Annotated in this window: 6 protein-coding genes and 1 pseudogene; 4 read left to right on the top strand and 3 right to left on the bottom strand. The window is 46.1% G+C overall.

Annotation, left to right across the window (positions count from 1 at the left end):
• Positions 1-54: 54 nt before the first annotated feature.
• The 3 genes from AC0VXX_RS07375 to AC0VXX_RS07365 are packed head-to-tail and all read right to left on the bottom strand — an operon-like array spanning position 55 to position 5,693.
• A complete protein-coding gene (locus AC0VXX_RS07375) occupies positions 55-4,167 on the bottom strand; it encodes an Ig-like domain-containing protein (protein ID WP_475516570.1) in 4,113 nt (1,370 codons plus the stop codon).
• Positions 4,164-4,865, bottom strand: a complete 702-nt coding sequence (locus AC0VXX_RS07370) for a hypothetical protein (RefSeq protein WP_475516569.1) — start codon at positions 4,863-4,865, stop codon at positions 4,164-4,166. Before AC0VXX_RS07370 ends, AC0VXX_RS07375 begins: the two co-directional genes overlap by 4 nt.
• Before the next feature lie 9 nt (positions 4,866-4,874).
• Positions 4,875-5,693: a hypothetical protein gene (locus AC0VXX_RS07365; protein WP_475516568.1), complete on the bottom strand. Its 819-nt coding sequence runs from the start codon at positions 5,691-5,693 to the stop codon at positions 4,875-4,877.
• Positions 5,694-5,993: 300 nt separating this feature from the next.
• Here AC0VXX_RS07365 and AC0VXX_RS07360 point away from each other — a divergent pair.
• The 4 genes and pseudogenes from AC0VXX_RS07360 to AC0VXX_RS07345 all read left to right on the top strand — a co-directional run.
• Positions 5,994-6,350: pseudogene (locus tag AC0VXX_RS07360) on the top strand (integrase core domain-containing protein); the annotation flags it as partial.
• An 838-nt stretch (positions 6,351-7,188) separates the two neighbouring features.
• Positions 7,189-8,253 (top strand): efflux RND transporter periplasmic adaptor subunit, encoded by a 1,065-nt coding sequence (locus tag AC0VXX_RS07355; RefSeq protein WP_475516567.1) that lies wholly within the window; start codon positions 7,189-7,191, stop codon positions 8,251-8,253.
• 14 nt (positions 8,254-8,267) lie between these two features.
• On the top strand, positions 8,268-11,528 hold the full coding sequence (locus AC0VXX_RS07350) for an efflux RND transporter permease subunit (protein WP_475516566.1): 3,261 nt from the start codon (positions 8,268-8,270) through the stop codon (positions 11,526-11,528).
• Positions 11,525-14,575: an efflux RND transporter permease subunit gene (locus AC0VXX_RS07345; RefSeq protein WP_475516565.1), complete on the top strand. Its 3,051-nt coding sequence runs from the start codon at positions 11,525-11,527 to the stop codon at positions 14,573-14,575. Before AC0VXX_RS07350 ends, AC0VXX_RS07345 begins: the two co-directional genes overlap by 4 nt.
• Positions 14,576-14,636 lie beyond the last annotated feature (61 nt).

Raw genomic sequence — 14,636 nt, 5'->3', positions numbered from 1 at the left:
TAAAACAGTGCAGCGCCGAATAATAGCGAACACAACGCCTCTAACATTCTTAACTTAATCAAACTGAATGCTCCACTGTGTTAATGTGCCAAGATTATCTTTCTTTTGATCGCTAACCTTGAGCGTCCAAACACCCTTCACCGTTTCAATCATATTCGAGTCAATAATCCATGTTTCATTCAAAACATAGCTACCAGGGTTGGCCAAGTTATAATGTCGACCAGAAGGTGATATTAATTGAATCGCAATGTCGGCCAGGTTGGGGTGCGATATCTTGGCTGATACTGTGATGCCCGATGGATAGATATCCGAGGGCACTGTGATGCTTGAAGACACACCATAACCTTTATTATCAGGTATCTCGAACTGTGAAACGTTGGTGAATACCTGACCAGCAGCTTGCACAATGATAATAGTCACTGAATCTGAAGACACTTCTTGTCTGGAATCGACAATGATTGCCTCTATATCATGTTGGCCAGGGGACAAGATGACATCCACCAATTTCCCCTCCCCTAATTCACCATCGATATTGGAGGTCCAAGTTACAAAGTTACCTAGATCACCGTCTTCAATATCCCATGCGGTGGCATTTAGCTGGATTGACGATCCAAAACCAAATTCTTGACCATCGATTGGAGCATGAATTTCGATAACAGGTGCGGTGTTTGGGTTTGGCTCAACAGTGACTAAGACGCTAGCAGTAGCCCTTGACTGACCATCTGTGATCTCATAAGTAAATTGGGTCGTACCGACAAAATTTGCCGGAGCCGTGTACTTAACCTTATTGTCTTCTATTTCCGTGAAGCCGTTAGTTGCTTGAGTGACAGACTCAATAGTCAGCAGGTCTCCATCGGGATCTGAATCGTTGGACAGAACGTCATATTTGATACTTGCGCCCTGATAGACCCTAATGGCATCGTCTTCGGCTGAAGGTGCACGATTGCCATCAACAATGTTCACTAGGACTGTCGCCTGAGATCTGTCACCTGATGGATCGGCAATCAGGTAAGTGAAAGAATCCTGGCCGATATAACCAGACTCTGGTTGATAGATTATGTTGCTGCCAGACAAAAGAGTGCCGCCATGAGCGCCCTGACTGAAGTCGATTAACTGAATGGGATCTTTATCCGCGTCAGTATCATTAGAAAGCACATCGATACTCACGGCAACATTGGCCTGGGTAAAGGCAACATCATCCATGGCAACTGGAGCTGTGTTGCCTTTATTCACAGTAACATATACAGAAGCAGAAGCTGCATTGCCAAGTGTATCTATTACTACCCTATAAGTGAACACATCATCCCCAAAGAAGCCAGCTTGTGGGGTATAGGTTAACTTGTCGTTTGCAAGACTTACCGTCCCATGTGCCGGCTGAGTAAAATCAGAAATAGTCAATGCTTGAGATGATGACGCCGAGTCGTTGCTTAAGACATCGATCTCGATTGACGTATTGATGGCAATAGAGACAGCATCGTCAAGGGCAACAACTTGAGGTCCATTATTACTGACCGACAAATGCACCGGTGCGGTAGAAAGGTTGCCCTGGGCATCTTGAATTGTGTATGAGAAGATTTCTTCACCAACAAAGTCAACGTCAGGGGAGTAAATCAGCTCGTTTGCTATACCTCTTGTCACCGTTCCATTGTATGGCTGAGTGAAGCGGATAACATTGAAGGAGTCCCCTTCGAGATCATAGTCATTGCGCAGCACATCTATCACTAGAGTGGTATTTTGGGTCGTTTCGAACACATCATCCACGGCCACTGCAGGGTTGTTTGCATGCACAAAGTTAATATTAACTATTGCAGTGGAAGACCCGCCCCTGCCATCTGAAATCGAATAGGCAAAAGTATCTGTACCACTGGCATTGAGATTGGCAGTGTAAGTGATGAGCTTATCTGTTACCACAATACTGCCTTTGCCGGGCAGAGAGTAGGCTGAAATTCGCAAGTCATCCTGATCAGGATCTGTGTCGTTTGCCAACACATTCAAAACTGACTGGGATCCAGGAGACAGTGAATAGGCGTCATTCACTGCAACTGGAGGACGATTTACCACGTTGCCTATCTGCACAGTCACCTGAGATGTCGCGGTTCCGCCCTTGGCGATGTTGGTGACAACATCATAGTCAATGATGGTGTAACTGAAACTATCATTGCCGAGGTAACCTGGGCTTGGAGTGTATCCAAGTTGATTGCCATAATTGACAAGAGTGCCTTGACTGGGTTGCGTGAACGAAGAAATGTAGAGTCCGTCGCCGTCCGAGTCAGTATCATTAACTAGCACCTTGAAATACGAGGTCATGTTTTCGGGGATATGATAGGAATCAGCATTGGCAATAGGTGCATGGTTGGGTTTTACCGATACGCGCACAGTGCCAATTGCAGAACCGCCCTTCAAAATATTATTTCTTGGATAAATGTCAACTATTTCGTATTGGAAAACGTCATCACCTTCAAAGCCTGAACTTGCCGTATATTGAATAGAATTACCGACTATTTCTGCTACCCCATGCTGAGCGGGTGTTACTGAGTTAACCTTAAGTAAGTCGCCGTCATCATCAAGATCATTTTGAGCAGCATGTACATACATTGCTTTTCCAATAGAAGTCACTGCATCATCTACCGCCACAGGAATCGCATTGTCGGCCGTTGAACAGCCTCGAAAGTCCCAACATGAATATAATAAACTGGTTGCCACATTTCGTTTCGATATAACATTGCCGCCTTTTATCAAGGGATACATGAGTAAGTCTTTTATCTTCAAAGCCGTATTTGACTGAAGTTTTGAAAAATCAGCTGCGGGAATAGAAAATGTGATTCTATTAGTCCCCTTAATCAGCTCAATGCTAGAACTCCCATAAACTCCAACGTGTTCGCCACTTTCAGTGGTAACTGTTACTGAGTAGCCGAAATTTGCTGCCGCTGGCAACGTATCTACCTCAAAAGAAACGTCTATCATCTCGATGAAACGGCCATCCTCACTGTCAATAGGCTCGAATGTCACATTACCTAAATAAAGTAAATCGTCACGCTCCCAGGAATCTTGTTCAAAATATGAAGTAGTGTATAAATTATCTTTATCTTGAATCCTCAAATAACCATAATCAAGCCAGAAATCTGAAACTGTAAATTTACCTGAATACCCTAGACTCCTTAGTTTCTCGCCCTTAAACGTTACAAAAATTTTATTTTCTGTAGCATCCATTTTGCTCCCAGCAAAAATCTTAGTACCATCTTCGGTCTCTAACGTAACCCTATTGTAATAAAATCCTGTCGATTGAAATGGGCCAGTCGTCTCAAACTCCAATCTGAGTTCATCAATATAACCGTCTTTATCCAAGTCGACCAATATCTCATTAACACTGCCGGTAACATATACTTGTGGGAGTATAGAATTAAAGCTTTGGTCAACACTGACTTCAAACCTCTCACCGTTTAAATTAGTACCATTAATTCTGACAAGCACAGTGTACTCCCCCTCAACCTCAGGGGTGAAAAAAGCATGATAACTCCCATCACCAGCTTTAAAGTCCATTTCGGATCCATCATCTAAAGCTATGACTTTACTTATTTCAATGCCATCTTTTAAGAGCTCAAACGAGACATCGGCTGTAGTGATTGGAACACCGCCATCAGTTAGTTGAACATACACAGGAAAAATATTTCCAACGGTAATTGGCTTTTTATTTGGGCCGACCTCCCCGACTGTCAATGCGAAATTAACTTTTGAAGTAGGGAATTTAATATTTATTGGGATTGTAGTTGACGAACCATTCGCTTTCCCTAAAATGATATAGCTACCTGCGCTAACATTACTGAGTTCAATAATATAGCTACTTGTTACAGAAAACAGATGTTCCTCTGGAGTAGAAGGAGTAAAAAAGAAAAAATTACAGTTGTAGAGTGAAGCGTTATTAGCATTAATAATCACCCCAGATGGTGTAATTAACTCAATATCACTTTCGTTTATATTAAGACCATCAAACACCGGGATTGTGATAATAAACTTATCAACGCTAGGTGACATAAATGACGTTGAAAACCCTCCACTTATAATCTCGGTTGATTTATGGATCTGTATGCTTTGTGGGATTGCATCAGCAGTAAAAACATGAAGTATAGCAAAAATACATGCAATTATATTCAGAGTTAGCTTTCTCATTTTATAACACTCCAACCCAATATACCATTATGAACCTCGTCTAAAAAAATCCTTTGAGCTTCTTCTTTAATTACAGTTCCATGATTCGCATAAATTGAAACATTTTTATTTGAGTCCATTGGCGATGCACTATCAACACTGACCATTGAATCATTCTGTTTTGGTAAATAATTCGGTATCGGCACATAAATTGGCTTATCGTATTCAAAACTTTGAAAGTACGCTTTCTCGTAATTTACTTCATAATGATTTACCCCCTTTATTAAATCGAACATTCTCTGAGAGAAATGCTGATTAACCTGATTGCCGCTTACTTCATCAGAAGAGAGTGTTCCATTATCATCAGCATCAATATTGCCACTAATAGACAAAAAATTCTGATCAGGTGTAAAACTATAATCGTCAGAAAATTTTGTCGCCACATCAATAGTGATATCACATATATCTGCAAACAATATTTTAGCTGCAATAGAATATTTAATCTGGTCAAATTTAATAGCATCAGCGAGTATGGTGCCGTAGAATGGTGAACCATGACTCACTAGCGAATTGACGCGCATAGGTTTTAAGATAACACTGCCATCCATCACCCCATTTTCAACTAAGACATGTCTATCATTGGTCAGGTATACAAAATACCTTGCATTCAATCCTCCTTTTGAATGTGCTATCAGATTAAAGTTATTATTTTTATACATTTCTGAAAATTATTTAGCTGCATTTAAAATATCAACACCAAACTCTTTTATTGATCCAGCATCATTATTGATACAAGCATTCTTTTCTGGGTAATGGTCATGGTCAACTATCCGATATGGCAAACCCAAGTCTTCTACGACTTGTATGTAACCACTATTGTTAAATGCAGATGTACTCCCCCCCATGCCAGGTAAAAACAGAACGGGATCGGCCACTTCATATTCCAGAGTCACATAATCAACTTCAACCGCCCATTTTTGACAACCAATGGCGCCAGAACTTAGTTCCACAAACTCATTTCCGGCATCGATTCTTATCTGTACTAAGTTTTCACTAACCTCGCCAGGAGATGTAGGCAGATTTAATTTCGAAATATCCAGTTCAAAGGTATTATTTACCCATAATTCATTTGAACCTGATAAGACACCAATTTTCTCGCCATTGAAATACACTTCATCTATTTCTGCGGCCAAATGGTCTAACTCACCATCATAATCGCAGTCTTGTAATGCGGATTCGTTGTCGACATCGAATACCGGCATAGATATTATGAACTTATCCGATATCAACCTGTTTTCTTTGAGTTTGGCGACATCACCGACATAACGATCGATTTTCAGGCTGAATTGAAAGTCAAAAATTTTTGCATCGTCGCGCTTGAGATATACGTCATTGTCTTGACCTTTATCCGAAACAACAAACGTATTTGAAGGGGTGTTAATTTTATCGAAACTAAACGGTGATTTACCGACATGAGAAGGATATTCAGCAGATTCTATGTATGCAGAAAAGAGTAACACAGCGAACAGCGCAATTACTTTAAACATTATTACATCCCTGTAAAATTGTTGTCAAATTGTTAATTCGAGCTCGCAAGCTACCAAGGACATTAACTTTTGTCAACGTAATAATTCGGTCCCGGCAGGTCTTGGGGCCAAATGTTTAGTTTGGCTTATTGGCAGCGAAATTTATTTAATTACTGAGTAATCCAACCCTTGTAGGAATAATCTTCCCTAGACTAGAAGACAACGTCTATAGCCTCCCCCTTAGCGAGGCCTTGCAATCGTTCGGTCAGATCCTGCTCAATGAGTCGAACAACTCGGTGAAATGCAGATTAATGATGATGGCCCAGAGTGAATAATGAAAAAAACTTTTCAGAGTCACTGTTTAATACCTTAAAATACCGTCCGCAGTGGCCAAAATCAGCCTTTGGCAGTTCAGCCGCGGCAAGGGAATGGGTAGAGAAGTTTATGAGGAGGTATAACAAAGAGCATAAACATAACAAGCTCAACTTTGTCTCACTAGGACAACGTCATATGCTGCAAGATAGCACTATCTAAGCCAAGAGAAAGGACGTTCTCGAAACGGCTAAGGCAAGAAAGCCCATGCGTTGGTCCAAAGACGTTAGAAATTGTTAGGCGGTTGACCCTGTAGTGTTAAACCCAGATAAGGCACCCGCAGATGATGTAATAAATGCAGCTTAATATTTAAGCAAAGAGTGACTACTACCTTGAAAAACACCGTTCTATGACGTGGGGACAATCAACAAAACGAAATTAGAAAATGTATTACAAAGAGTTGACCGCAGCATTGAGCAATATGCTGGCGCTAACTCGTAACGGGGCAAAACTAAGTTAGCTTTCTACTCGCCACTCACACCAAATGCAGTCAAATCGAAGAGGCGTTAGAGATAGGTGTAAGCGCGGTTTTGGCCCTTGGCGGCATGGATGCCGCCGTGGAGCCTCCATGGACGGCTCACAACGATATCCCTATCTAAAAGCCAGTTCGACAATCCCTGTCTCTCGTTCGTTAGCATGAAGCGACGCTTCACTCACCGAGCCAAAAGAGCGCTTGCACATTCCCCGCCGGACAGGCGATTAATAACAGTGAAGGTTCGACCTTCAAACACTTTCAATAAATGAGAATGCTGCCTGCCGCTACTCAAGCAAATGTCATTGTTCTTCATGCCAAGGCCACCAAACTTTGGGGCAAAACCACGTTAGCTTTTAACTCACTACTCGCACCAGATGAAGTTGAATCGAAGAAACGAAATAACGAAATAGCCTAATGTAGGTGCGTCAGTGTAGGTGTGTCTTCAAACACGCTTAAGCAATAAGACGCGGCCAATGCCGATATCACCATCGAGTTCACCACCGATTGTTAAAAACCGCAACATTTAAACTTTTACGCTACATCTTTCATACGGCTCACCAACAAAACAACCCATTTCAAAGCTAACTTATTGTATATAAAGCTATAAAATATTTGGCACATTTGATGCTTTATAACCGCTAATGAAATCACACCAATGAGTTTAACGACATGGAAGCACACAATAATAAGACCGTCATCCTACCTATCCTACTTGCAGCACTATTGAGTGCTTGCAGCCCTGCCCCCGAGGAAAAAGAGGAGGTTAAATACGCCATTCCCGTTGAAACCACGACTGTCGTTCAAGGGGATGTCTCCTCCTTCTACAGCACAACTGGTACGTTAGAGGCGCCGCTTGAAGCTAAGGTGGTTTCCCGTATTGCTGGGCTTATCGAAACCATTAAAGTGGAAGAAGGCGATCGCGTCACTAAAGGGCAGTTACTGGCGGTCATAGACGCTAAACGTCAACGCTACGATTTAGCCCGCTCTCAAGCCGAGGTTGAGATCATCGAGCAAGAGCTCAACCGACTCAATAAAATGACCGATAAAGCCTTTATCAGCGCCGACACGATGGCAAAACTTGAATATAACCTGCAGGCGGCCAGCGCAAAACGTGACTTAGCTGCATTGCAAGTAGAGGAGAGTCTGGTGCGATCGCCTATCGATGGGGTCATCGCCACCCGCTTTGTTAAGCAAGGCAATATGGCTAAAGAGTTTGATGAGCTCTTCTACGTGGTCAACCAAGATGAATTATATGCCATAGTGCACCTGCCGGAAGTTCAGCTCGATCGCCTGCGTCTGGGGCAAGACGCACAACTGTTTGCCAGTCAGCAAGCCGATAACGGCATTGTCGCCCAAGTGCTGCGGATCAGCCCCATTGTCGATGCCCAAAGTGGCACCTTTAAGGTGACGCTGTCGGTGCCCAACCAACAGGCCCAATTAAAAGCCGGCATGTTTACCCGGGTTGAGCTCAGATACGACACGCACACCAATGTGATCACTGTGCCTTACAGCGCGGTGATCAATCAAGATAACCAGTATGCCCTTTATGTGATTGAAGGAGACAATGCCACTCGTCGCCAAGTCAGCCTCGGGTATCGTGAAGCCGACACAGTCGAAGTGATCTCGGGGATCAAACCGGGTGAGCAAATTGTGGTTCGAGGTCAGCAAAACCTGAAAGATAAGTCGTTAGTTGATGTCATAAGTGCACTCGATGTCGCCCGCGCGCAGCAATAACAGGAGTTGAGCTTATGTCGATAATTACTACATCAGTCAAGCGTCCTGTCTCGGTATGGATGTTCATGTTGGCGGTTTTGTTATTTGGTATGGTGGGCTTTTCTCGCCTTGCGGTAAAACTACTGCCAGACCTGAGTTACCCGACCATCACGATCCGCACACAATATAACGGCGCTGCGCCCGTTGAAGTTGAGCAGTTAGTCTCAAAACCCATCGAAGAAGCTGCTGGCATTGTCAAAGGGCTGCGTAAAATCAGCTCAATTTCACGCTCTGGGATGTCAGATGTGGTGCTTGAGTTTGAATGGGGCACCGACATGGATATGGCCAGTCTCGATGTGCGCGAAAAACTCGACACCATCGCATTGCCACTCGATGTCAATAAACCCCTATTACTGCGTTTTAACCCTAACCTCGACCCTATTGTACGTTTAGCCCTATCGCAACCAGAGGCTACGCCCATTGAGCTCAAACAGCTGCGCACCTTTGCAGAAGAGGAGCTCAAACGCCAGCTCGAGGCATTAAGCGGTGTCGCGGCGGTTAGGCTCTCAGGCGGGCTAGAGCAAGAGGTTCATATTCAATTAAACCAGCAAAAGTTAAACCAACTTAATCTTAACGCCGACACCATACGTGAGCGCATAGCCTCTGAAAACATTAACTTATCCGCTGGTAAGGTGGTGCAAGGCGAGAAAGAATATCTGGTGCGCACCCTAAATCAATTTAACTCCTTGCAAGATCTCGGGCAGATCATCATCTACCGTGATAACACCACATTGGTGCGACTGTCAGACATCGCTGACATTATCGACAGCCACAAAGATCGCAGTGACATCACCCGCATCGGCTCGCAAGAATCTATCGAGCTGGCTATCTATAAAGAAGGTGATGCTAATACGGTCGCGGTTGCGCGCAACATCAAAGCTGAACTGGAAAAGCTCAATAAGCTCAGCGAAAAAACTCAGCTGCAAGTCATTTACGATCAATCAGAATTTATCGAAAGCGCGGTCAGTGAAGTGACCATGGCCGCCCTACTGGGCAGCCTGTTGTCTATGTTAGTGATCTATCTGTTTTTACGCGATATCCTGCCCACATTGATTATCTCCATCTCTATCCCCTTCTCGGTTATCGCCACCTTTAACATGATGTATTTTGCCAACATCAGCCTCAATATCATGTCGCTTGGCGGCATCGCACTGGCGGTAGGCTTACTGGTTGATAACGCGATTGTGGTATTGGAGAACATCGACCGTTGTAAAAAACTCGGCATGAGTAAACTCGACGCGGCCGTGACTGGCACCAAAGAGGTCGCTGGCGCTATTTTTGCCTCGACCCTAACCACCTTGGCGGTATTTGTGCCCTTGGTTTTTGTCGACGGGGTCGCTGGGGCGCTGTTTTCTGATCAAGCGTTAACCGTCACTTTTGCCCTGCTCGCCTCATTACTGGTGGCATTAACCACCATCCCTATGCTCGCTTCGCGTAAAGGCTTTAGCGCCCTGCCACAGCTATTGCCCCAAGCTAAAAAGCCGCTGGCGGACACCAAGATGGCGAAAGCGAAACATTACGCCACCACAGTGTTTTCGCTGCCATTTGTACTGCTATTTAGCTATTTACCCTCGCTAATATTGACCTTAGTCTTAATGCTCACTCGGGTGCTTGCTTGGTTAATCGGTCTTATTATGCGCCCCATCAGTCAGTTATTTAATCGTGGTTATCAGCTATTAGAACTGGCGTATCATGGTTTGCTCCCTTTTGCGCTTAAACGGAGCAGGCTTACTGTCGTTATTGCCATGGTCATTACTGCGAGCACCATGACTTTAGTGCCTCGTTTAGGCATGGAGCTTATTCCGGCGATGGAGCAAGGCGAATTTTACCTAGAGATCGAGTTACCCCCAGGGACTCAGGTGAGCGAAACCGACAAGGTACTGCAAACCCTCGCCTTGGCGATTAAAGACCGCAGTGATGTTAAACACACTTATAGTCAAGCCGGTAGCGGGGGGTTAATGACATCCGACACCTCTCGCGGCGGCGAAAACTGGGGCCGATTACAAGTGGTATTAGCCGATCACCATGCCTTTATTGCGGTCAGCCAAGCGCTCAGAAGCACCGCTATGCGCATTCCAGCGCTCAATGCCACTATCGAGCACCCTCAATTGTTTAGCTTTAAAACGCCGCTGGAAATCGAAGTGATTGGCTACGATTTAGCCCAGTTAAAACACACAGCCGATAACCTAGTTAACACGCTATCTGAGTCTGCACGTTTTGCCGATCTCAACACCAGCCTGCGCGATGGCCAACCCGAGCTGAGTATTCGCTTCGATCATGCACGGCTTGCCGCCTTAGGGATGGATGCCCCAACGGTTGCTAACCGCATCGCCCAGCGCATTGGCGGCACTATCGCCAGCCAATACACAGTGCGAGATCGTAAAATTGATATCTTGGTGCGCAGCCATATTGAAGAGCGTAACCAGATAAGCGATATCGATTCGATGATAATCAACCCCAACAGCGCTCAGCCCATTCCACTGAGCGCTGTGGCTGAGGTGTCGCTTAACTTGGGGCCGTCTGCGATTAATCGCATCAGTCAGCAACGTGTGGCCATTGTTTCGGCAAACTTGGCTTTTGGTGACTTAAACGAGGCAGTGGCAGAAGCCAAGGCGCTCATACGCCAGCAAACCATACCAAGCACCATACAGATCCGCTTTGGCGGCCAAAATGAAGAGATGGAACACTCATTTAAATCACTGCAAATCGCCTTAGTGCTGGCCATATTTTTGGTCTACCTCGTGATGGCCAGTCAATTTGAATCCCTTATCCATCCGCTACTTATCTTGATTGCCGTGCCCATGGCTGTCGGCGGCAGTGTATTAGGCTTATACATTACACAAACCCACTTAAGCGTGGTGGTATTTATTGGCCTTATCATGCTGGCCGGCATAGTGGTCAACAACGCCATCGTCTTGGTGGATAGAATTAATCAACTGCGCCAGCAAGGCATAGAAAAAGCGCAGGCGATAGAACAAGCGGCCAAATCCCGTTTGCGCCCTATTATCATGACCACCATGACCACCGCGCTGGGGCTTGCCCCGATGGCATTAGGGCTGGGTGATGGCAGTGAAGTGCGTGCGCCTATGGCGATAACCGTCATCTTTGGTTTGAGCCTTGCCACCTTATTAACTTTGGTGGTGATCCCAGCCCTTTACTCACTCTTTGACCGTAAGCAGTATCAAGTAGAACCTGAGCCTACACCAGCCGCGCCAGCCATGGGAGAGGCACAATGAATATCACCCGCTTAGCGATTGCCCGTCCCGTGACCACCAGCATGTTTTTTGTCGCCATTTTACTGTTCGGCCTTGCCTCCAGCCGTCTGTTACCGCTGGAGATGTTTCCCGGTATTGATATTCCTCAGGTATTGATTGAGGTGCCCTATAAGGGGTCGACCCCCAGCGAAGTGGAGCGGGAAATCACCAATATTTTAGAGCAATCTCTGGCGACCATGGGCGGGATTGAGGAGTTAAGATCGCGCTCATCGCAAAATGGCGCCGAGATTGAACTGCGGATGAAATGGGGCGAGAACGTCGCAACGAAAAGCCTAGAAGCGCGAGAAAAGGTCGATGCCGTACGCCACCTGTTGCCCCAAGATGTTGAGCGGGTGTTTATCAGGCAGTTTTCCACCGCCGATATGCCACTGCTGACGGTGAGAATTTCCAGCGACCGTGCACTCTCTGGCGCCTTTGATCTGCTCGATAAACAGTTAAAAAGGCCCTTGGAGCGGATCGAGGGGGTATCGCAAGTGACCCTATATGGCGTGGAGCAAAAACAGATAGAGATAAGGCTCGATGCCGATAAGCTCACTGCCAGCAACCTATCCCTTAACGCGTTACAAGCGCGCCTGCGCCAAGCGAACTTTATTGTCAGCGCCGGCACAATACGCGCCAATGATAAGGTGTATCAAGTATCGCCTAAAGGCGAGTTTCGTGGTTTAGATGAGATCAAGGCCTTAGCCTTAGCCCCGGGCATCACCTTAGGCGATATTGCCAGTATCCATTACGCCCTGCCAGAACGGCTCGATGGCCGCCATCTGGACCAAAATTATGCCGTAGGGCTAGATGTGTTTAAGGAGTCGGGGGCTAACTTAGTCGATGTCTCTGAACGCGTACTCAAGGTGATTGAAGCGGCCAAACAAGATCCCCAATTTCAAGGGATCAAGCTGTTTATCATGGAAGATCAAGCTTATGGGGTAAAGTCGTCATTGTCAGATCTGCTGCTGGCCGGCTTAATGGGCGCCCTGCTCTCCTTTGCTGTGCTGTACCTGTTTCTGCGGGATCTCAAAATGACCTTGGTGGTGGTCTCCTCGGTACCTATCTCACTGTGCATGACCTTAGCCGGCATGTACTTTTTAGGCTACAGCTTAAATATTTTATCCATGATGGGCTTACTGCTGGCCGTCGGCATGTTGATTGATAATGCCGTGGTCGTGACAGAAAGCGTATTACAGGAAAAACAACACGCCAATAACACCAGTGCAGAGCAAGCGGTACAAAATGGCGTTAACAAGGTGGCTCTGGCGGTGCTGGCTGGCACGCTCACCACCGCCATTGTATTTTTGCCCAATATTTTTGGGGTTAAAGTGCAGTTGACCATCTTTCTTGAACATGTGGCCGTGGCCATTTGTATCTCATTGGCCGCATCACTGCTGGTCGCGAAAACCTTAATCCCCTTGATGCTAAGTAAGCTGCACTTCAAGGTAGATAGCACACCAAAAACTAGCACCTTACAAGCTTATTATGAGCAAAGCCTTGACTGGATCTTACACCGGCCAAAACGTGCTGGCGTCTTTGCGCTGCTTATTTTGGCTTCCACCGCACTGCCCCTGAGCCAAGTGAAACAAGATCAATCTGACGGTGAAGGCAATAATCGCCTTTATATTAATTATCAAGTCGATGGGCGTCATAGTTTAGCCGTCACTGAAGCGATGATAAACCGCATGGAGGACTATCTCTACGCCAACAAAGAGGCGTTTTATATCGATTCAGTTTACAGCTACTACGCGGCCGATCGCGGTCAATCCACGTTATTACTACAAGAAGATATGGATATCGATATCAAGGCACTTAAACGCCAAATTCGTGATGGCTTTCCTAAGTTCTCGATCGCTACGCCGCAATTTGGCTGGGGCGATGAAAATAGCGGCATACGTGTCACCTTAACGGGCCGCTCAACATCAGACTTAATCAATATCAGCGAGCAAGTGGTCCCCTTACTAAGCAACATCAAAGGGCTAACGGATGTCCATTCTGAGCTTAATGGCACTCAGCAAGAGGTAGTGATCCAGCTTAACCGCACCTTAGCGGCGAGGCTCGGGCTAAGCTTGACAGAGCTAGCGCAAAACGTATCTATGGCACTGCGCGGCGTGCCTCTGCGCTCATTTCGGCACGATCCCAACGGTGAGCTGCGTATCGAGCTTGCCTATGAAAAGCAGTGGCAAACCTCACTTGAAAAACTCAAGCAATTACCCATAGTGCGTATCGACAATCGCGTTTATCCGCTGCAAAGCCTTGCCGACATCAACATTAAGCCCCGCTTCGATACTATCCGTCATTACGGGCGACTCACGGCATTATCAATTGGCGCTAACCTTGACGACATCACCACCGAAGAGGCGCAGCAAGCCATCATAGATGTGATGCAGGCGGTGTCATTTCCTCCAGGATACGGTTACTCGCTGCGCGGCGGATTTGAGCGCCAAGATGAAGACCAAGCGATTATGGCCACCAATATGATATTGGCGGTGGCGATGATCTACATAGTGATGGCGGCGCTGTTTGAATCCTTGCTGCTGCCCACAGCCATTATCACCTCGATCTTGTTTTCCATCACTGGTGTGTTTTGGGCACTGCTGATAACTAACACGCCGATGGATATTATGTCTATGATTGGTATATTGATTTTAATGGGGATCGTGGTCAATAACGGTATCGTTTTGGTGGATCAAATTAATCAGCAAACGCCGCAATTATCACAACTGCCTGATACCATACACAAGGTGTGCATCACCCGCCTTCGTCCGGTGCTGATGACGGTGGCGACGACTGTGCTAGGTTTAATCCCCTTGGCAATGGGTGACACCCAACTCGGTGGCGGTGGCCCGCCTTACGCACCTATGGCCATCGCCATCATCGGCGGCTTGAGTTTTTCCACCATCACTAGCCTCTATCTGGTGCCACTGTGTTATCAGGCGCTATATCGCCTGCGACACCAAGCCAGCATCACACTGAGCAAGGCACAGCAGCGCGCACAGCGTTTTACCCCGTGGGTAAGTCGTTAGTCAGTTGAGGTACTCGTTGGCGCCGATATCGCTTAGGGGAGAGATCATCCAAGAGGATGAT

The organism is Shewanella sp. QJM3NY_23 (genome assembly GCF_056173105.1).
This window is presented reverse-complemented; position numbering and strand designations above follow the sequence as displayed.